We start from the raw sequence: 18,931 nt of genomic DNA, 5'->3' as shown, positions 1-18,931 counted from the left end.
GGTTCGTCGCAGTTGAAGTGGATGGGTCATGCGTCGTGTCATCGCGGTTGCGTTAGCCGGAGCGAGTCTTTTGGGAGCGGCAAGCCTTGGGGGCTGCTCCTCGATGTCCTGGGACATGTTCAAATCGGCCCCGCCGACCGTCCAGGTCCGGCTCGAATCCAACCCGCCGGGTGCCGACGCCACGACCTCGCTCGGGCCGGGATGCAAGACTCCTTGCTCCGTCTCGGTTCCCGCCCCCGAGGCTCCCTTTACGGTCGCTTTCGCGCTGCCAAAGTACCAGCCGGCGAGCGTCCCGGTGAACGTGATCAGAAGTCCCGGGGATTTCACCACGCCCGCCTCGGTGACGTCAGACCCAAATCCGGTGTTTGCGGAACTCCAGCCGGCCACCCCGCCGAAACCGGTTCGCAAGCCGCACCGGCCGAGGAAGCCCAAACCGGCTGCAGCCGCGCCGGCCGCGGCACCAGCCGAAGCCGCACCGCCCGCGGGCTCGCCGTTCCCCGATCCGAACGCCGGCAGGCGCTGATCTAAGTATACCACCCGATTGTCCTCGTCGCGTCCGATGCTTAGATTGTGTCGCGAGCACCGCTGAAACAAAGGTGCGCCCGACGCCGCAAGTGACAAGGCATCTCCATGAACGGATCCACCGCGCTGTCGACCCCGATGACCGATCCGTTCGGGCGGACCATCAGCTATCTGCGCGTCTCCGTCACCGATCGCTGCGATTTGCGCTGCTTCTACTGCATGTCCGAAGACATGACGTTCCTGCCCAAAGCCGACCTGCTGACGCTGGAAGAGCTCGACCGGCTCTGCTCTGCGTTCATCGCCAAGGGCGTGAAGAAGCTGCGGCTGACCGGCGGCGAGCCGCTGGTCCGGCGCAACGTGATGACCTTGGTCCGCTCGCTGTCGCGGCATCTGTCGAGCGGAGCCCTGAACGAGCTGACGCTGACCACCAACGGCACCCAGCTTGCGAAATACGCAAGCGAGCTCGCCGATTGCGGCGTCCGCCGCATCAACGTCTCGCTCGACACGCTCGATCCCAAGAAGTTTCGCGAGATCACCCGCTGGGGCGAGATCGACAAGGTGCTGGAAGGCATTGAGGCCGCGCGCGCCGCAGGCCTCGCCATCAAGATCAACGCGGTGGCGCTGAAGAACCTCAACGAGGACGAGCTTCCCGAATTGATGCGCTGGGCCCACGGCAAGGGCATGGGCCTGACGCTGATCGAGGTCATGCCGATGGGTGAGATCGGATCGGGCCGCATCGACCAGTATCTGCCGCTGTCGCTGGTGCGCGCACGCCTCGCCCAGCAATTCACGCTGACGGATCTGGCCGAGAGCACCGGAGGTCCGGCCCGCTATGTCGGCGTCGCCGAGACCGGCGGCAAGCTTGGCTTCATCACGCCGATGACCCATAATTTCTGTGAATCCTGCAACCGGGTTCGCGTCACCTGCACGGGAACGCTGCACACCTGCCTCGGCCACGAGGATGCCTCTGATTTGCGCAAACCTCTGCGTGCATCCGACGACGACACGCTGCTTGCGGATGCGATCGACCGCGCCATCGGGCTGAAGCCCAAGGGCCACGATTTCATCATCGACCGCCGCCATGACCGTCCCAGCGTCTCCAGGCACATGAGCGTCACCGGCGGCTGACACCGGCGGATTACGGTCTTATTCCCCTTAACTATCAACAAACTTCCGATTGACTGGCGGCACGCCCGCTGGTTTGGTGCGCCTGCCTCATGCCTGCGCGGCGAGACAAGCCACGCGCCCGTTCGGCGCAGTCAAGACGGCCGGGGCACAATCGGGGGAGGACCTATCGTTGCAAGCGCTCCTAAAGGTGAGCCAGGGAATCGACGCGTTCACGCGCTGGACAGGCAAGCGTGTGGCGTGGCTGATCGTGGTCGCCGTCGTCGTCTCGGCGGTCAACGCGATCATCCGCAAGACATTCGACACCTCGTCGAATTCATGGCTCGAGCTGCAATGGGTGCTGTTCAGCATCGTTTTCCTCGTCTGCTCGCCCTGGACGCTGCTGGACAACGAGCACATCCGCATCGACATCGTGAACAATTCGCTGCCGAAGAAGGTCCGCAACGTGATCGATGTGATCGGTCACCTGTTCTTCCTCATTCCGCTCTGCATCGTCATGATCGTCACGGGCGTGCCGTTCTTCGAGCGCTCGTTCCACATCAACGAGCAATCCGGCAATGCCGGCGGCCTGCCCCAATGGCCCGCCAAAGCTCTGATCATGATCGGCTTCGCTATGCTGCTCGTTCAAGCAGTCTCCGAGCTGATCAAGCGAATTGCGGTCATGCGCGGATTGATTCCGGATCCCCATGAATCGCAGGTGTCGGCGCTGGAGGCCGAGGTCGAGCATCTCGTCGAAGCGATCGAGAAGAAGTAGCCGTTGGCGACGGTTTAGGGGGAATCATGACCGCATTCATCATCGCCAATATGGCGCCTATCATGTTCGCGTCGCTGGTCGTCGTGCTGCTGCTCGGCTATCCCGCGGCATTCTCGCTCGGCGCCGTCGGCCTGTTCTACGCCATCATCGGCGTCGAGCTCGGCCAATTCCACCCTGACTTCCTGCAGGCTCTTCCCGAGCGCGTCTACGGCGTGATGAACAACGACACGCTGCTCGCCATCCCCTTCTTCACCTTCATGGGACTGGTGCTGGAGCGGTCGGGCATGGCCGAGGACCTGCTCGACACGATCGGCCAATTGTTCGGTACCATCCGCGGCGGCCTTGCCTATGCCGTCATCTTCGTCGGCGCGCTGCTCGCCGCGACGACGGGCGTGGTCGCGGCGTCTGTGATCTCGATGGGTCTGATCTCGCTGCCGATCATGCTGCGCTACGGCTATGACCGCCGCGTCGCCGCCGGCGTCATCGCCGCGTCGGGCACGCTCGCGCAGATCATTCCGCCCTCGCTCGTTCTGATCGTGATGGCCGACCAGCTCGGCAAGTCGGTCGGCGACATGTACGAAGGCGCTTTCATCCCGGGCCTCGTGCTCGCCGCGCTCTACGCCGGCTACGCCTTTCTCGTCAGTATGATCTTCCCGAAGGCCGCCCCGGGCCTGCCGAAGGAGGCCATCGGCTTTCGCGAGGACAGTGGCGACCGTGGCCTCCGCTCCCTCGGCGTGCTGTTCCTGGCGAGCTGCGTGTTCGGCTGGTTCATGATGCGCAACTCCGAGACGCATGGCGCCGACTATGTCGTGCTGAGCATGTTCTACGGCATCATCTTCGCGTTCGCCGTCGCCGTGCTGAACTGGGTGATCGACAAGCTCACCGGCTTCCGCTTCCTCTCGAAAATGGCGCAGCAGACCACCTTCGTGATGGTGCCGCCGCTGTTCCTGATCTTCCTAGTGCTCGGCACGATCTTCATCGGCATCGCGACCCCCACCGAAGGCGGCGCGATGGGTGCCGCCGGCGCCCTCATCCTCGGTGCCGCGAAGCGGCGGCTGAGCTGGGACCTGATCCGGCAAGCCACGGAATCGACCGCCAAGCTGTCGGCTTTCGTCGTGTTCATCCTGGTCGGCGCTCGCGTGTTCTCGCTCACCTTCTACGGCGTCAACGGGCACGTCTGGGTCGAGCACCTGCTGACCTCCCTGCCCGGCGGCCAGGTCGGCTTCCTGATCTTCGTCAACCTGTTCGTGTTCGTGCTGGCCTTCTTCCTCGACTTCTTCGAACTGGCCTTCATCGTGATCCCGCTGCTCGGACCTGCCGCCGAGCATCTCGGCATCGACCTGATCTGGTTCGGCGTCATCCTCGGCGTCAACATGCAGACCTCGTTCATGCACCCGCCGTTCGGATTCGCGTTGTTCTATCTCCGGTCGGTCGCGCCGAAGGAGCGCTACACCGATCGCCTCACCGGCAAGCGGATGGAGCCCGTCACCACGGGCCAGATCTATTGGGGTGCGGTACCATTCGTCGTCATCCAGATGATCATGGTCGGACTGGTAATCACGTTCCCGTCGATGGTGATGCACTACAAGGGTGTCCAGTCGAACATCGACCCCAATACGATCAAGATCGAAGTGCCGCAGATCGAGCTGCCGCCGCTGGATTTCGGGCCGCCGTCGAAGTAAGCGGAGGCTGCACGGCCGACCTTCTTACCCTCCGCCCCCAGCGGAGGGTAAAGGTTCGGCCCGCTCCGCCAGACGAAACCGCAGCGTGAACTCCGCGCCGCCGCCGGGGAGGTTCTCGACCGCCACCGTCGCGGCGTGATCGTCGGCCACGGCGCGCACGATCGACAGCCCCAGTCCCGCGCCGTCGCTGCGCCGGCGGTCGGCGCGCCAGAAGCGCTGGAAGATCAGTTCGCGCTCGGCGTCCGCGATCCCCGGGCCGCAATCGCGCACGCGCACCGAGCCGTCCTCGCCCACCTCGACGTCGACGGTGGTGTCCTTTGCCGTGAACTTGATGGCGTTTTCGGCAAGGTTGAAGATCGCGCGCTGGAGCATCTCCGCATTGCCGTGGATCCTGACCGGCGCGTCGGTGCCCCGGAGCGCAATGTCCTTGTGCTGCGCGATCGCGAACGGGGCGATCGAGGCGACCACCTCGGCGCAGACCGCGCGCAAATCCGTGGTCTCGCCGGGATCGAGCACCAAAGTGTCGAGCTCGGCGATCTCCAGCAACTGGGCGACCAGGCGGCTCATCGTTTCGATGTCGGCATGCAGCGCCTGCCGTGCGGCACGATCGTCGAGCGTCTCGATCCGCGTGCGCAGGATCGCAAGCGGCGTGCGCAATTGATGCGCTGCATCCGCCGTGAACTGCCGCTGTACCCGAAAGCCGCCTTCGAGGCGGTCGAGCGCCTGGTTGACGGCGGTGACGAGCGGCAGGATCTCGCGCGGAATCTGCTCCGTCGGCAGGCGGATGTCGGTGCGCGCCGGGCCGATGTTGCTGGCCTCTTCGGAAGCCTTCCACAGCGGCGCGATCGCACGGCGAAAGATGATGATGTCGGTGGCGAGCAGGATCAGCAGGATCGGGATGGTGATCCATCCCACGCGCCGGAAGAAGTTCGAGACGATGTCGTCGATGATGACGTCGCGATGCGCAAGGTCCTCGGCGACCTGGATGCGCACCGTCTTGCCGTCGATGTCGCGGGTGACGGCGGCCCCCGAAATGCTCTCCGACGAACTTGGTGCAGCGGCGGCGGCGGAGCGCCGATGGGAAGAGAACAGCAGCCGGCCCTCGGCATCGCGAATGTCGTATTGATAGCGGCCATACGCTTCCGAATAGAGGCCCTTGAGACTGTCGGGCAGATTGAACGTCAGCACACCGCCGGGCTGCGCAACGATGCGCTCCGCCAGCACTTCGGCCTGGGCGCGCATGGCATGGCGATGCAACTGGTCGATCTCGGAATTAAGCAGCCAGAACAGCACCAGCGGCAGGAAGATCGCGACCACCGCGACGGCGAGGATGTGCAGGAACACGATGCGCCAGATCAGCGATTTGAACGTCGGCGACCTGCCATAGGACCCGGCGCCCTGGGGCCTGGCTTGGGACCCGATCCGGGCCACGCTATTTCTCCACGTCCATGAGATAGCCGACGCCGCGGATGGTATGGATCACGACCTTCGCGCCGTGTTCAGCGAGCTGCTTGCGCAGCCGCGAGACGTAGACCTCGACCGCGTTGGAGGCGACCTCGCCGTCCAGTCCGAAGATGTGATCCTCGACGTTCTTCTTCGGCACCACCCGGCCCTGCCGGCGCAGCAGGATCTCCAGCACCGACGTCTCGCGCGCGGAGATGATCCGCGGCTGGTCGTCGACGAAGATCTGGCGGCTCTCGGTGTCGTAGACGAGGTTGGCGAGACTGAGCGAGCGGCCGAGCAGCTGGCCGGGCCGGCGCAGGATCGCCTCCAGCCGCGCTATCAGCTCCTCCATCGCGAAGGGCTTGGCGAGATAGTCGTCGGCGCCGCTGCGCAGGCCACTGACGCGATCCTGCAGGCCGCCGCGTGCGGTCAGCACCAGCACGGGGAGCGGCTCCATCTTGAGGCGCAGCTCGCGCAGCACCGACAGGCCGTCGCCGTCGGGCAGCCCGAGGTCGAGGATCATCGCAGCGTAGCTGACGCTGCTCACCGCCTCGCGCGCCTCGGCCGCGCTGCCGACGATGTCGCTTTGATAGCCGGCCGCCGCCAGCCCGCCCGCGACGAGCCGCGACAGCTCGGCATTGTCCTCGACGATCAGAAGGCGCATGTGCTCGACCAGAATTCCGGTATTTCAGAACCGCGGGACCCGCCGCGCTGCGGAATGTCTCCCATCATTCGGCGGCTACGACCAGCAAAAAAATGCGTCCTTGCGGACGTCGACAGAACCGTAAGGTGAGCGTCAGGCAACGTTGATATGGGTTCCGTTTCGCCGCGACGCTCGCCCTGCCGCACGCACATGCACCACAAAAGTCGAACTGATCATCAACGCCAAGACAGCAAGAGCAATCGGCCTCGTCGTGCCGCCAGGCTTGCTCGCGCGCGCCGATGAGACGATCGAATAGACTCTGTGACCCCAGCGTCCTTCCCTCATCCGGTAGTGCCAGCGCGGGTGTTGCTCAACTCCGGCCCATCCGTCTATAGCTGATCGAAAGCCGGCCTCCGCCGAGGCGGCAGTCGACCGGAGTAGCTATGCCCCATCAAGACGACAGCATTGCAGCGAAGATCGAGGCGTTCATCCGGACTGAAGTCATTCCCTACGAGAAGGATCCCCGGACAGGTCCGCACGGTCCGAGCGACGAACTCGTGCAGGAGCTGCGCGACAAGGCGCGGAAGGCCGGCGCCCTGACGCCGCACATTCTCGCGGACGGGTCCCATCTCACGCAACGCGAGACTGCGAAGGCGCTGATCAAGACTGGCCTGTCTCCACTCGGTCCATTGGCGTGCAACACCATGGCGCCGGATGAAGGCAACATGTACCTGCTCGGCAAGGTCGGCAGCCCCGAGCAGAAATCGCGTTTTCTCGAACCGCTGGTGTCGGGCAAAGCGCGCTCGGCGTTCTTCATGACGGAGCCTGCCGATGCGGGCGGAGCCGGATCGGATCCGTCGATGATGCAGACGAGGTGCCGGCTCGACGGCAACCATTGGGTCATCAACGGGCGAAAGAAGTTCATCACGGGAGCCGAGGGAGCGCGCGTCGGGATCGTCATGGCGAAGTCTGACGATGGCGCGTGCATGTTCCTCGTCGATCTGCCAAATCCCGCGATCCGCACGCTGCGCGTGCTGGATACGATCGACAATTCGATGCCCGGCGGACACGCGGAGATCGACATTGAAAACCTGCGGGTGCCGGCCGACCAGATGCTCGGCGCGTCCGGCGAAGGTTTTAAATATGCCCAAATTCGTTTGAGCCCCGCACGGCTGTCGCATTGCATGCGATGGCTGGGCCTCGCGATCCGCGCTAACGAGATTGCCACCGACTATGCCTGCCGCCGCCAGGCGTTCGGCAAAGCGCTGGTCGACCACGAGGGCGTCGGCTTCATGCTGGCGGAGAACCTGATCGATCTCCAGCAATCGGAGCTGATGATCGACTGGTGCGCCGGAGTGCTCGACACCGGCTCGCTCGGCACGACCGAGAGCTCCATGGCGAAGGTGGCCGTGTCGGAAGCACTGATGCGCGTTGCCGATCGCTGCGTTCAGGTGATGGGCGGCACAGGGGTCTCGACGGAGACGATCGTCGAGCAAGCCTTCCGCGAAATCCGTGCCTTCCGGATCTATGACGGGCCGACTGAAGTGCACAAATGGTCGCTGGCCAAGAAGATCAAGCGCGACTGGAAAGCGGCTCAAGGCTAGAGCGGCGCGGTGGCGTAGCGGCGCAGGGAGGCTAATCTGACTTGCTATTCAATTGCTCCGCCCCCAACACCAGCTCCGCCCTCCCAGCAGCGATTTGCGGCTAAATTTTCTCTTGGATTATCAAGCCGTTGGCTACTGTGCATGGGGTTGTTTTTCAACTTTAGGGGTCTGACACCCCCTTGACCGCACAAGAAAACGCCCCGGGCTTTCGCTCCGGGGCGTTGCGACTGGTGAACAGCTCAGCTCTGCGAGCGCCGCGCCATGAAGATGTCGTAGCCGACCTCGGCGACCTGGAACCAGGCGTAGCCGTCGCTGGTGAACTTGGCGAGAGAGTCGTGCACCTTCTTGAAGTTGGGATTGGTCGCGCCGACTTCGGCATGCAGCTCCTTGGCGGCCTTGTAGCAGGCATCCATGATCGACGGCGAGAAGGCGTGCAGCTTGGTGCCGCCCGCCAGCAGCTTCTTCAGCGCCAGCGGATTGGCGGCGTCGTAGCGCGCCATCATGTAGTTGTTGGCGTAGTGGCCGGCCTGCTCAAGCACGCTCTGGTAATATTTCGGCAACGCGTTCCACTTGTCGAGGTTGACGAAGGCCATCAGCATCGGACCGCCTTCCCACCAGCCGGGATAGTAATAGTGCGGCGCGATCTTGTAGAAGCCGAGCTTCTCGTCGTCATGGGGGCCGACCCATTCGGCGGCGTCGATGGTGCCTTTCTCCAGCGCCGGGTAGATGTCGCCGCCGGCGAGCTGCTGCGGCACCACGCCGAGCTTCTGGAGCACGCGGCCGGCAAAACCGCCGACACGGAATTTCATGCCCTTCAGATCATCCGGCGTGTTGACCTCTTTCCTGAACCAGCCGCCCATTTGGCAACCGGTATTGCCCGCGAGCAGCGAGACGACGTTGTAGCTCTTGTAGAACTCGTTGAGCACCTCGCGCCCGCCGCCCTGCATGTACCAGGCCTGGTTGATGCGCATGTTGGGACCGAACGGTACGGCCGAGCCGAAGGTGAAGGTCGGATCCTTGCCGAAATAGTAATAGGAGGCGGTGTGGCCGATTTCGCAGGTGCCGTTCTGCACGGCGTCGAGCACCTGCAGGCCCGGCACGATCTCGCCGGCCGCGAAGATCTGGATCTGGAATTTGTTGTCGGTCGCCTCGGCGACCATCTTGCACATCATCTCGGCGCCGCCGAACAGCGTGTCGAGCGATTTCGGCCAGCTCGTCGGCATGCGCCATTTGATTTCCGGCATCGACTGCGCGATCGCGGGAGCCGCAAGCGTAACTGCGCCGGCCGCACCAAGTCCTGTGACCTTGATGAAGTCTCTTCTCTTCATGATTTCCTGCCCTGATGTACCAGTGATTGTGAGCCTTCTTCCGAGGCTTGCGGTCAGCATGACGCAAGCCGGGACCGAATGCCATCCCGATCGCACTCTGCGGCAAAGAAAAAGCCCGGCCTCCCCTGGAGGCCGGGCTTTCCGGTCTTGCGACTTTAGGCCTAGGCGATCAGCCGCGCGTGCGCGAGCGGATCATGAAGCTGTCGTAGGTGTATTCGGCGACCTGCCACCACAGATATTCGTCGGAGCGGTAGGCCTGCATGGCATCGATCGACTTCTTGAAGTCGGGGTTCTTGGCGGAGATCTCGCCCCACAATTCGTTGGTCGCCTTGAGGCAGGCTTCCAGCACCTCGTTGGTAAAGGGACGAAGCTGGGTGCCGCCGGCAACCAGTCGCTTCAGCGCCCCCGGGTTCTGCATGTCGTAGCGCGCGGCCATCCAGGTGTTGGCGTGGGCCGTCGCGTTGGTGAGGATCGCCTGGTAGTTCTTCGGCAGCGCATTGAACTTTTCCAGGTTGGCGAAAGCGTGGACGGTCGGACCGCCTTCCCAGAAGCCCGGGTAGTAGTAGTACTTGGCGACCTTGGCGAAGCCGAGCTTCTCGTCATCGTAGGGGCCGACCCACTCGGCCGCATCGATGGTGCCCTTCTCGAGCGCCGGATAGATGTCGCCGCCGGCGAGCTGCTGCGGTACCACGCCGACCTTCTGGAGCACCTGGCCGGCAATGCCGCCGATGCGCATCTTCAAGCCGGAAAGGTCGGCAACGGTCTTGATCTCCTTGCGGAACCAGCCGCCCATCTGGGTGCCGGTGTTGCCGCAGGGGAAGCCGACCACGTTCGACTTCTTGAAGAACTCGTTGGCGAGTTCATTGCCGCCGCCCTGATAGAGCCACGAGTTCTGCTGGCGCGCATTGAGGCCGAACGGCACCGAGGCGAAGATCGCGAAGGTCGGATCCTTGCCGACATAGTAGTAGGACACCGTATGGCACATCTCGACCGTGCCGCTGGAGGTCGCATCGAGCGCCTGCAGGCCGGGAACGAGCTCACCGGCGGCGAACACCTGGATCTGGAATTTGTTGTCGGTCATCTCGGCGACGTACTTCGCCACCTGCTCGGCACCGCCATAGATTGTATCGAGCGACTTCGGGAAGCTCGAAGTCAAGCGCCACTTCACCTCGGGCGAGGACTGCGCGATCGCCGGCGAGGCCACCGCGGCGGTCGCCGCCGCGCCTGCTGCCGACACTTTCAGAAAATCACGACGCTTCATCTTCAGGTCTCTCCTTGCTGGGGCGTTTCCCCTTGACTTCTCTTCTTGCCGCCGCTCATTCCGGCGACGCGTTAGGCCGCGTCGAACCGAAGGGGCTTGACTGCCGTGGGCCTTTACCACGGAAGCCCCGCCTGCGGAACGCGACAATGGCATGACGGGGCTCTACGAAAGTCGCATGTCCCCCAGAAAGACGAGAGCGTGGCCGCGGGCGCCGGCTCAGGCCGCCGCGATGACGCCCTTGAGCTGGTCGCGGACCTGCCCCGCAATGGCGCGGTAGATCGCCGCATGGGGACCGTCCGGCTCGCTGTCGACGACGGGAGTGCCGGCATCCGAGCTGGCACGAATCGCCATGTGCAGCGGGATCTCGCCGAGGAAGGGGACCTCGAGCTTCTCGGCCTCGTGCCGCGCCCCGCCATGGCCGAATATGTCCGATCGCGTGCCGCAATGCGGGCACTGGAAGTAGCTCATGTTCTCGACGATGCCGAGCACCGGCACGTTGACCTTCTTGAACATGGCAAGCCCCCGCCGCGCATCGATCAGGGAGAGGTCCTGCGGGGTCGAGACGATCACCGCGCCCTTCAGCGGCACATTCTGCGCCAGCGTGAGCTGGGCATCGCCGGTGCCCGGCGGCATGTCGACGACCAGCACGTCGAGCTTGCCCCATTCGACATCCCGCAGCATCTGCGTCACCGCCGACATCACCATGGGACCGCGCCAGATCATCGCGGTCTCTTCCTCGACCAGGAAGCCGATCGACATGATGGCGAGGCCGAAGCGCCGAAGCGGAATCATTTTTCGCTCGTCGTTCAGCTCCGGCTTGTCGTGCAGGCCGGTCAGCCGTGGCACCGAAGGGCCGTAGATGTCGGCATCGAGCAGCCCGACCTTGAGGCCGAGGTCGCGCAGACCGAGAGCCAGGTTCAGTGCAGTGGTCGACTTGCCGACGCCGCCCTTGCCGGAGGCGACCGCGATCACGGCGGCAACGCCCGGGATTTCCGACTGCCGCGCCATCGGCGACTGGGCGCCGCCCTGTGGCGGCGGCTTGTGGGCATGGACCGGCTGTACGCCGGGCGTGCCGCGGCTCGGTTGCGGGGGTGGCGGCGGCGCAGAGCCCGGCTTGCGCTCGGCGGTCAGCGCCACCATGACGGTGGTGACGCCGGGAATGGCGCGCACGGCGGCCTCCGCTTCGGCCCGGATGGACTCCCAGGCCCTCGCCTCGGCGGCATCGACGTTGATCGAGAAGAACACCTTGCCGTCGGACGCGTTGACCGCGCTCAGCACATTGGCATTGGTGAGCGCGACCCCGCGGGGGGATTTGATCCGGGCGAGGCTGTCGAGAACCTGTTGCTGCGTCACGCTCAAAGCGCATCTCCTAGAAGTTCAGGATGCCCCATTAGAGCGGAAACGCCCAAAAGGCTACTGCCTGCCGATATCGTCCGCCTTCTCGGCCGGCGCAGCCCCCTGCTCCGTGGCGGCCTCGTAATTCAGCTCGATCATGACCCCGTTGGGGTCGTTGACGAAGATCTGCCAGAGGTCGCCGCCGGGCACCTGGCGGGACTCGAAACTCATGTCCCTGGATGCCAGCCGCTGCTTCATGCCGTCGAAGCCGCGACTGACGAAGGCGACATGATGGACAACGCCGGAATCCGGCTTTTGCGGCTCGGCCGTCGCGGAAATATCGACGAGGTGCACCACCGCCTTGCCCTCGCTGTACATCCAGGCACCGGGGAAGGCGAAATTCGGCCGGGCGCCTTTTTCCAGGCCCAGCACATCCTCGTAGAAGCGGACCGTCTCGGCCAGATTCCGGGTCCGGATGTTGAAATGATCGAGGACGCCAACGCTCACGCCGCCCATGCTTTCGCTCCCTTTTTTGAAGTCCTTGGGTCCGCCATCCTAGCACAGGGGGCCGCCAAACGAAGCCGTTGCCCTCCGCCCTTAACGGTTTATGGTGCGCCTCCGATCCGCCCTCGCGGCGGAACTTCGAGGACGCCGCCCTGGCGCCCTCGCCCGGCTGCAACCGTAAAACTCAAGCTACGGACAAGGTACCACACATGGCTAAAGTCGCTTTCCTCGGTCTCGGCGTCATGGGCTACCCCATGGCCGGACACCTCGTGAAAAAAGGGGGCCATGAGGTCACCGTTTACAACCGCACCGCGGCCAAGGCGAAGGAATGGGCGGACAAGTTCGGCGGCAAGACCGCCCCGACCCCGAAGGCCGCCGCCGAAGGCCAGGATTTCGTGATGTGCTGCGTCGGCAACGACAACGATCTGCGCGCGGTCACGATCGGCGCCGACGGCGCCTTCGCCGGCATGAAGAAGGGTGCGACCTTCGTCGATCACACCACCGCCTCCGCCGAAGTCGCGCGTGAGCTGGATGCAGCCGCGACCAAGGCCGGCTTCAAGTTCATCGACGCGCCGGTCTCCGGCGGCCAGGCCGGCGCCGAGAACGGCGTTCTGACGGTGATGTGCGGCGGCGCCGAGGGCGCCTATGCCGGCGCCGAGCCGATCATCACGGGCGCCTATGCACGGATGTGCAAACTGCTCGGGCCCGCGGGAAGCGGCCAGCTGACCAAGATGGTCAACCAGATCTGCATCGCCGGCCTGGTGCAGGGTCTCTCCGAAGGTATCCACTTCGCCAAGAAGAGCGGCCTCGACGTCGCCGCGGTGATCGAGACCATCTCCAAGGGTGCGGCGCAGTCCTGGCAGATGGAAAATCGCTACAAGACCATGAACGAGGACAAGTACGATTTCGGCTTCGCTGTCGAATGGATGCGCAAGGACCTCTCGATCGCGATCGCCGAAGCCCGCCGCAACGGCGCCAACCTGCCTGTCACCGCGCTGGTCGATCAGTTCTATTCCGAGGTCGAGAAGATGGGCGGCAAGCGCTGGGATACGTCGAGCCTGCTGGCGCGTCTGCAACGCTGACACTCTGCTGCGGCCTGTTCCAGGACCGCGCAGCTCGTACTTCGTCGCGACTCCGGCCGCGACGAAGTTCAAAGCGCGCTAACCGAAACAATCATAGACTTCTGGGGGAGCCTTGCTCAGCGTGATCGCCGCCATCTTCGTTGCTGCCTGCGTCAGCGTCGCGCCGGAGCTCCGAACTGCAATCACCGGGATTGCCTCGGGTGGGGCCTGTCGGCGGGGATCGCTCCTCATTGCTCGCCTGCTCCCGGTTGCGCTCCTGATCCTGGTTGCATTACCCTCGCAGGCGCTCGCCGCATCGCTCGACGGCGCCAGCATTCGCCCGCAATGGGCGCTTCCCTTCGCCGGCATGCTGCTGTCGATCGCGATATTTCCGCTCGCAGCGCCTCACTTTTGGGAACGGCACCAAGGCAAAATTGCCGCGATGTGGGCTGCCCTCATCGTGCTACCGCTTTCAATCTGGCACGGCCTGCTTCCAACGACCCAGGCGCTCGTGCATACGGCGTTTCTCGAATACATCCCGTTCATACTGCTGCTCCTTGCTCTGTTTACCGTGGCCGGCGGAATCGTGGTGCGCGGCAATCTTCATGGCTCCCCGGTCCTGAATACCCTGCTGCTCGCGCTCGGTACTTTGATTGCGAGCGTCATCGGAACGACCGGCGCGTCCATGGTCATGATCCGCCCGGTGCTCCGCGCCAATGACGACCGGGTGCACAATGCGCACGTCGTCATCTTCTTTATCTTCCTGGTGTCCAATATCGGCGGATCGCTGTCTCCTTTGGGAGATCCGCCATTGTTTCTGGGATTCCTGCGCGGCGTGGACTTCTTCTGGACGACGACACACCTGTTCGCCGAGACGACATTCGTTGCCTGGATCCTGCTCGCCCTGTTCTTTTGCATCGATGCTTATCTTTATCGCAAGGAAGGCCGGGTCAAACCGGACCCAACTCCCGACAATCCCTTGCGAATTAGCGGCGGGTTCAATTTCGCGCTGATGGGAGTCATCATCGCTGCGATCCTCCTGAGCGCCAAGCTCGACCTCGGCGAATTTGAGGTTCTCGGCACGCGCCTCCAGCTTCAAAATCTGCTGCGCGATGGCGTCATGATCGGCGTCGTGTTCGCATCGCTCGCTGTCACGTCGAAGGAAGACCACGACGCGAACGGCTTCTCTTGGAGCCCCATGATCGAAGTGGCAAAGCTCTTCGCCGCCATCTTCATCACCATCATTCCCGTGCTTGCGATGCTCAACGCCGGCCGATCCGGCGCGTTTGCATCCATCGTAACCATGGTCACCAATGCAGATGGCACGTCTAACAATGCCGCATATTTCTGGCTGGCCGGCCTGCTGTCGTCCTTCCTCGACAATGCGCCGACCTACCTCGTCTTCTTTGAGCTTGCCGGAGGCGACGCCAAGCACCTGATGACGAATGGCGCCCTGACCCTTGCAGCAATTTCCGCAGGAGCGGTGTTCATGGGTGCAAACTCGTACATCGGCAACGCGCCCAACTTCATGGTGTACGCGATTGCGCGAGCGGGTGGCGTCGCTATGCCGGGCTTCTTCGGCTACATGGCCTGGACCTCCATCCTGCTGCTACCTGTATTCGCCTTGGTCACTCTCATTTTCTTCAGGTGAACGGCTGCGCACCCCTCTTGGGGCAGGCCAGGGGCCAGATCCAAATTAACGCCGGGTTAACGTAATTCTTTAGCTCCTTAAGTCACCTCTTAAGGATTTCTTGCCAGAGATAGACAATGCAGAAGGCCCGCGTCCGGCGTGGGCAGGAATCGTTGTTGCTTGATGAGTAACCCCGCTGAAAAGCCTGAGGTAGTACAGCTTCCGGCCGAGCCGGTGAGCGCTCCATCGGCGAGCAGCCGAAGGGCTGCGGCGCAGCGGGTGCGCGAGGCGCGGGACAAGTTAACGTCGACCAGTGGAACCCGGCCGGCCTTCGACGTCGAGATGCTGCGCCAATACGCCCAGACGCGGCTGTCGGCATCCTATGTCGTAATGCTGCTGGTGGTCGCGACCGGCGTGCTGTTCGGCCTGTGGATGCAGCCGATCCCCGCCGCCGCCTGGACCGCCGGCATGCTCTGCATCCACTCCGCGATGATCCGCAGCTGCCGGCGCTTCCTGACCGAGCCCGCCTCGCCCGCGGCGACCCGGGCATGGCAGACGCGCTTCGTCGTGCTCGACCTGCTCTATGGCCTGTGCTGGATGGCGATCCTGATCCATCCCGTGCTCGACATGGTCACGGAAACGCTGATGATGTTCCTGATGCTGCTGGTGATCGCAGTGTCGAGCATGCTCGCCGCCAATCTGCCGATCGCAGCCCTCGCCGCCACCGCGCCGGTCGCGGTCGCCATGGCGCTGAGCTTCGTGATGACCGGCTCGCTGGACAATTACATCCTGGCCGCGCTCGCGCTCGCCGCCGAAGGCTATTTCATGCTGCTGGCGCATCGCCTGCACTCCTCCACCTTCGCCACGCTGGAAGCGCGCGCCGAGAAGGACGCGCTGATCGGCGAGCTCGAACAGGCCAAGGCAATCTCCGACGAAGCGCGCCACCGCGCCGAATCCGCCAACGTCGCCAAGTCGCGCTTCCTCGCGCAGATGAGCCACGAGCTGCGCACGCCGCTGAACGCCATCCTCGGTTTCTCCGAGGTCATGAAGAGCGAGATCTTCGGCGCGCATGCGGTGCCGGTCTACAAGGAGTACTCGGCGGACATCCATAATTCCGGCGTGCACCTGCTCAACCTCATCAACGAGATCCTCGACCTGTCGCGGATCGAGGCCGGCCGCTACGAGCTCAACGAGGAAGCGGTGTCGCTGGTCGGCATCGTCGCCGACTGCCATCATCTGATGAAGCTGCGCGCCTCCAGCCGCGGCATCACCATCCACGAAGTGTTCGAGCAGGCCATGCCCCGGCTGTGGGCCGACGAGCGCGCGATCCGCCAGGTCGTGCTCAACCTGCTCTCCAACTCGATCAAGTTCACCCCGCAAGGCGGCGAGATCTGGCTCAAGGCCGGCTGGACCGCCTCGGGTGGACAATATCTCTCGGTGCGGGATTCCGGCTCAGGAATCCCCGAGGACGAGATCCCGGTCGTACTCGCCTCGTTCGGCCAGGGCTCCAACTCGATCAAGTCCGCCGAACAGGGCGCCGGCCTCGGCCTGCCGATCGCCAAGAATCTGATCGACCTGCATGGCGGCACGTTCACGCTGAAATCGAAGCTGCGCATCGGCACCGAGGTGATCGTCACCTTCCCGCCGGAGCGCGTGATGAGCGCGCTGGCGCCGCTATCGGATGATTCCCCGCCGCTCCAGCCGGAGAGTTCCGTCCTGCCCGAGGAGAAGCGCCGGCCGCGCCACAAGCCGATCATGAGCGCAGGCACAGGCTCTTAACCAGATGCTTGCAGACATGCCCGACAATCCCCCACTATGTCCGAATGAGCAAAGAAACGCCGTGCGTCGCCGTCTGCATGATCGATCCCAGGACCAAGCTGTGCTTCGGCTGTGGCCGGACCTTGCCCGAGATCGCGCGCTGGCACGCCATGGAAAGCGCGGACCGGCTCTCGGTCATGGCGCTGTTGCCGGCGCGCATGACGGAAGCTGGACTGGCGCCGATCGCGGCATCGCCGAAACGCACCTGACCGGCCTGTGCGCCTGCGGAGGCGTGCGATGATCCGCTTCCTGCTCGTTCTCGCCATGCTCGCCGGCACGGCAGGCGCAGTCGTCGCCTATGGCGACCCCGATAAGATCGCCCGCGCCAGTCACAAGGTCTCGCACATCTTCCGCAGCCAAACGGCAACGCCCGCCCCCGCCGTACAGATCCCGCGCGGCCAGGGCGGCGAATTCGCGCTGCGTGCGAAGATCAACGGCGTCGCCGCGCCGATGGTGATCGATACCGGCGCGACGTCGGTGGTGCTGACCTGGGAAACCGCGAAAGCGATCGGCCTGCCGCTCGAGATGCTCGAATACGATGTCGATCTGGAAACCGCGGGCGGCCATACCAAGGCAGCCCGCCTCACGCTCGACCGTCTCTCCGTCGGCCATCTCGTCGAAAAATCGGTGCCGGCCCTCGTCGTCCAGCGCGGGCAGATGAAGACCAATCTGCTCGGCATGAGCTTCCTCGACCGCCTGGAGAGCTGGGGCGTGCGCGCCGACAAGCTGATGCTGACCGGCTATCCCGAGCTTCACGGCGGCCGTCGCCGCCAGCGGACGGCGATCGACTAGCAACCTCACGATCGCGGCGTCCGCCGGCGCCAATGTGGATGCGTACCTAGCGCGCGAGGCATGCGACGATGGTCCTGAAGAAATCCAGGATGAATCGGCCATGGATAACGCTTGAACCGGGCTCCGAAGCTGCCAGGCGATACGAATTGCCGAGAGCGCGGACAAACCCGACCATCTCCATCGGTTCAAGATGCGTCAGCATCAAATGAGTGCCCGCGAGCGGCAGAAGGGTGGCAATGCTGCTCATGACGGGCCTGCCTTTGCGCGCGGCAGCGGCATGAATTGCGCGAGATAGGCGCTCCGCCATTGATACGGCGTATCGCCGACGAAGCGCTTGAACACCGTGGTGAAATGCGCCTGGGTCTGGAAGCCCACGGTCAAGGCGATATCGACCAAGGTGACTTCGGCCTGCTTGAGCAACTCCTGGGCGCGTTCGATCCGCCGCCTCAGCAGGTATTCGTGAGGCCGAACGCCGGTGGCGGCGCGGAACTGCGCGGCGAAGTGCATCCTGCTCAACCCGGCCACGGCCGCCAGGTCCTGAAGCGTGATCTTGGCGGTCAGGTTCTTGTCGACATATTGCAGGACACGCTTGAGGCGCCAGTTTTGCAGCGACCGCACGGCCCGGCCCGCGTCCTCCTCGCGAACGGCGTCAGCCGGGCCAAGCTCGGCCGGTGCGCGAAGCGACTGCCGGCTGAACGTCCGGGTGAGGATCGCGAGCCGCAAGGCATCGGCCATGATCGCCGAATGGGCATCGTGCGCGGCTTCGGCCGCCGCGAGCGCGGCCGACAGGCGCCGCATGACCGGATCGGCGGCTTCCGCTGTGGGCGCCTGCTCGCTCTCGACAGGCTGCCCCGCCAGGAGTTTTGCAGAGAGCCGGAAGCGAGGACCATGAACGGCAGATGGCTCGACATCAGCCGCCTGCGTCTCGACTGCCAGGGCGACATCCAGATGGACGAAGGACAGCGTCGCTCCGTCTTCGCCGAACCGGTCAGGGAATTTCGACAGCCCGAGCGGATCGCGATCGATCGCCGAGATATCGATCGCGCGAACGTCATGATCCTTGATTGCCTGTGAGCGTGACATCTGCAGCGACATCGTCGAATCTCCTTGTCCCGTTTTCGATCCGGCCAAGCCTGACCGGCTTGTCCGAATGTCGTGGGAGCAGAGTAGTTCGGCGGTCCGCCCGATCCATTCTACGCGCGGGTGTATCGATAGGTTCTCGGGTTAGCCGTGTCATACCTAGGTATGATCGAGGCAGGTTCGCCGGGGTAGCGCGACCGTGCGGTGATCACCTGCATCGCGGATGGGACGCGAAGCGCGACATGCGGCGCCTGCGGTAAGTTGACGCGCCTTTGCGCAGATTCGCCGACGGAACCACGCGAGCCGGCCGGTTTCCGCAGGGAATGCCAGCTGCCGGCACTTTCGCCGG

18 protein-coding genes are annotated in these 18,931 nt (G+C 64.1%); 10 read left to right on the top strand and 8 right to left on the bottom strand.

What is annotated here, in order from left to right; genetic code table 11:
- Positions 1-28: 28 nt before the first annotated feature.
- The 4 genes from IVB24_RS18290 to IVB24_RS18275 all read left to right on the top strand — a co-directional run bounded on the left by IVB24_RS18290 (position 29) and on the right by IVB24_RS18275 (position 4,083).
- Positions 29-523, top strand: coding sequence for a hypothetical protein (locus tag IVB24_RS18290; RefSeq protein ID WP_247774013.1), 495 nt, complete (start codon positions 29-31; stop codon positions 521-523).
- Between the two features lie 107 nt (positions 524-630).
- On the top strand, positions 631-1,650 hold the full coding sequence (moaA, locus tag IVB24_RS18285; RefSeq protein ID WP_247774012.1) for a GTP 3',8-cyclase MoaA: 1,020 nt from the start codon (positions 631-633) through the stop codon (positions 1,648-1,650).
- A gap of 169 nt (positions 1,651-1,819) precedes the next feature.
- On the top strand, positions 1,820-2,401 hold the full coding sequence (locus IVB24_RS18280) for a TRAP transporter small permease subunit (RefSeq protein WP_247774011.1): 582 nt from the start codon (positions 1,820-1,822) through the stop codon (positions 2,399-2,401).
- Positions 2,402-2,427: 26 nt separating this feature from the next.
- A complete protein-coding gene (locus tag IVB24_RS18275; RefSeq protein WP_247774010.1) occupies positions 2,428-4,083 on the top strand; it encodes a TRAP transporter large permease subunit in 1,656 nt (551 codons plus the stop codon).
- A 24-nt stretch (positions 4,084-4,107) separates the two neighbouring features.
- On the opposite strand, the gene IVB24_RS18270 is transcribed toward IVB24_RS18275, so the two are convergent.
- Both IVB24_RS18270 and IVB24_RS18265 read right to left on the bottom strand, forming a co-directional pair.
- A complete protein-coding gene (locus IVB24_RS18270) occupies positions 4,108-5,514 on the bottom strand; it encodes an ATP-binding protein (RefSeq protein WP_247774009.1) in 1,407 nt (468 codons plus the stop codon).
- 1 nt (position 5,515) lies between these two features.
- Positions 5,516-6,190, bottom strand: coding sequence for a response regulator transcription factor (locus IVB24_RS18265; protein WP_094974814.1), 675 nt, complete (start codon positions 6,188-6,190; stop codon positions 5,516-5,518).
- A gap of 422 nt (positions 6,191-6,612) precedes the next feature.
- Between IVB24_RS18265 and IVB24_RS18260 the strand changes: the two genes are divergently transcribed.
- Positions 6,613-7,773, top strand: coding sequence for an acyl-CoA dehydrogenase family protein (locus IVB24_RS18260; RefSeq protein ID WP_247774008.1), 1,161 nt, complete (start codon positions 6,613-6,615; stop codon positions 7,771-7,773).
- 239 nt (positions 7,774-8,012) lie between these two features.
- Here the strand turns inward: IVB24_RS18260 and IVB24_RS18255 are convergent, their stop codons facing one another.
- From IVB24_RS18255 to IVB24_RS18240, 4 genes are all read right to left on the bottom strand, one after another.
- Positions 8,013-9,101, bottom strand: coding sequence for a TRAP transporter substrate-binding protein (locus IVB24_RS18255; RefSeq protein WP_166469745.1), 1,089 nt, complete (start codon positions 9,099-9,101; stop codon positions 8,013-8,015).
- Positions 9,102-9,270: 169 nt separating this feature from the next.
- Positions 9,271-10,362 (bottom strand): TRAP transporter substrate-binding protein, encoded by a 1,092-nt coding sequence (locus IVB24_RS18250; protein WP_094974817.1) that lies wholly within the window; start codon positions 10,360-10,362, stop codon positions 9,271-9,273.
- Between the two features lie 216 nt (positions 10,363-10,578).
- Complete coding sequence (locus IVB24_RS18245; protein WP_247774007.1) at positions 10,579-11,721, bottom strand: Mrp/NBP35 family ATP-binding protein; 1,143 nt, start codon at positions 11,719-11,721, stop codon at positions 10,579-10,581.
- A gap of 54 nt (positions 11,722-11,775) precedes the next feature.
- Positions 11,776-12,213 carry a VOC family protein gene (locus tag IVB24_RS18240; protein ID WP_247774006.1) on the bottom strand — a complete coding sequence of 146 codons (438 nt, stop codon included), beginning with the start codon at positions 12,211-12,213 and terminating at the stop codon, positions 11,776-11,778.
- A gap of 197 nt (positions 12,214-12,410) precedes the next feature.
- Between IVB24_RS18240 and IVB24_RS18235 the strand changes: the two genes are divergently transcribed.
- The 5 genes from IVB24_RS18235 to IVB24_RS18215 all read left to right on the top strand — a co-directional run bounded on the left by IVB24_RS18235 (position 12,411) and on the right by IVB24_RS18215 (position 17,502).
- Positions 12,411-13,283: an NAD(P)-dependent oxidoreductase gene (locus IVB24_RS18235; protein WP_140478536.1), complete on the top strand. Its 873-nt coding sequence runs from the start codon at positions 12,411-12,413 to the stop codon at positions 13,281-13,283.
- A gap of 238 nt (positions 13,284-13,521) precedes the next feature.
- Positions 13,522-14,913: a sodium:proton antiporter gene (locus IVB24_RS18230; RefSeq protein WP_247774122.1), complete on the top strand. Its 1,392-nt coding sequence runs from the start codon at positions 13,522-13,524 to the stop codon at positions 14,911-14,913.
- A gap of 162 nt (positions 14,914-15,075) precedes the next feature.
- Positions 15,076-16,671: a HAMP domain-containing sensor histidine kinase gene (locus tag IVB24_RS18225; protein WP_247774005.1), complete on the top strand. Its 1,596-nt coding sequence runs from the start codon at positions 15,076-15,078 to the stop codon at positions 16,669-16,671.
- Between the two features lie 44 nt (positions 16,672-16,715).
- The gene (locus IVB24_RS18220; RefSeq protein ID WP_094974823.1) at positions 16,716-16,919 is read left to right on the top strand and encodes a DUF1289 domain-containing protein; all 204 of its coding nucleotides are present in this window, start codon (positions 16,716-16,718) and stop codon (positions 16,917-16,919) included.
- Between the two features lie 28 nt (positions 16,920-16,947).
- Positions 16,948-17,502: a TIGR02281 family clan AA aspartic protease gene (locus tag IVB24_RS18215; protein WP_247774004.1), complete on the top strand. Its 555-nt coding sequence runs from the start codon at positions 16,948-16,950 to the stop codon at positions 17,500-17,502.
- A gap of 46 nt (positions 17,503-17,548) precedes the next feature.
- Here IVB24_RS18215 and IVB24_RS18210 read toward each other — a convergent pair whose 3' ends face one another.
- Positions 17,549-17,749, bottom strand: coding sequence for a hypothetical protein (locus tag IVB24_RS18210; protein WP_140478530.1), 201 nt, complete (start codon positions 17,747-17,749; stop codon positions 17,549-17,551).
- A complete protein-coding gene (locus tag IVB24_RS18205) occupies positions 17,746-18,597 on the bottom strand; it encodes an AraC family transcriptional regulator (RefSeq protein WP_247774003.1) in 852 nt (283 codons plus the stop codon). The genes IVB24_RS18210 and IVB24_RS18205 overlap by 4 nt, the downstream gene beginning before the upstream one ends.
- Between the last annotated feature and the right edge of the window lie 334 nt (positions 18,598-18,931).

It is taken from the genome of Bradyrhizobium sp. 192, assembly GCF_023100965.1.
GTDB classification, from domain to species: Bacteria; Pseudomonadota; Alphaproteobacteria; order Rhizobiales; family Xanthobacteraceae; genus Bradyrhizobium; species Bradyrhizobium symbiodeficiens.
This window is presented reverse-complemented; position numbering and strand designations above follow the sequence as displayed.

Bases quoted from the DNA above. Each gene is read 5' to 3' on its own strand.
- IVB24_RS18290 (WP_247774013.1), top strand. From the start codon at position 29: ATGCGTCGTGTCATCGCGGTTGCGTTAGCCGGAGCGAGTCTTTTGGGA.
- moaA (WP_247774012.1), top strand. From the start codon at position 631: ATGAACGGATCCACCGCGCTGTCGACCCCGATGACCGATCCGTTCGGG.
- IVB24_RS18275 (WP_247774010.1), top strand. From the start codon at position 2,428: ATGACCGCATTCATCATCGCCAATATGGCGCCTATCATGTTCGCGTCG.
- IVB24_RS18265 (WP_094974814.1), bottom strand. From the start codon at position 6,190: ATGCGCCTTCTGATCGTCGAGGACAATGCCGAGCTGTCGCGGCTCGTC.
- IVB24_RS18260 (WP_247774008.1), top strand. From the start codon at position 6,613: ATGCCCCATCAAGACGACAGCATTGCAGCGAAGATCGAGGCGTTCATC.
- IVB24_RS18255 (WP_166469745.1), bottom strand. From the start codon at position 9,101: ATGAAGAGAAGAGACTTCATCAAGGTCACAGGACTTGGTGCGGCCGGC.
- IVB24_RS18250 (WP_094974817.1), bottom strand. From the start codon at position 10,362: ATGAAGCGTCGTGATTTTCTGAAAGTGTCGGCAGCAGGCGCGGCGGCG.
- IVB24_RS18240 (WP_247774006.1), bottom strand. From the start codon at position 12,213: ATGGGCGGCGTGAGCGTTGGCGTCCTCGATCATTTCAACATCCGGACC.
- IVB24_RS18235 (WP_140478536.1), top strand. From the start codon at position 12,411: ATGGCTAAAGTCGCTTTCCTCGGTCTCGGCGTCATGGGCTACCCCATG.
- IVB24_RS18225 (WP_247774005.1), top strand. From the start codon at position 15,076: ATGAGTAACCCCGCTGAAAAGCCTGAGGTAGTACAGCTTCCGGCCGAG.
- IVB24_RS18220 (WP_094974823.1), top strand. From the start codon at position 16,716: ATGAGCAAAGAAACGCCGTGCGTCGCCGTCTGCATGATCGATCCCAGG.
- IVB24_RS18215 (WP_247774004.1), top strand. From the start codon at position 16,948: ATGATCCGCTTCCTGCTCGTTCTCGCCATGCTCGCCGGCACGGCAGGC.
- IVB24_RS18210 (WP_140478530.1), bottom strand. From the start codon at position 17,749: ATGAGCAGCATTGCCACCCTTCTGCCGCTCGCGGGCACTCATTTGATG.
- IVB24_RS18205 (WP_247774003.1), bottom strand. From the start codon at position 18,597: ATGTCGCTGCAGATGTCACGCTCACAGGCAATCAAGGATCATGACGTT.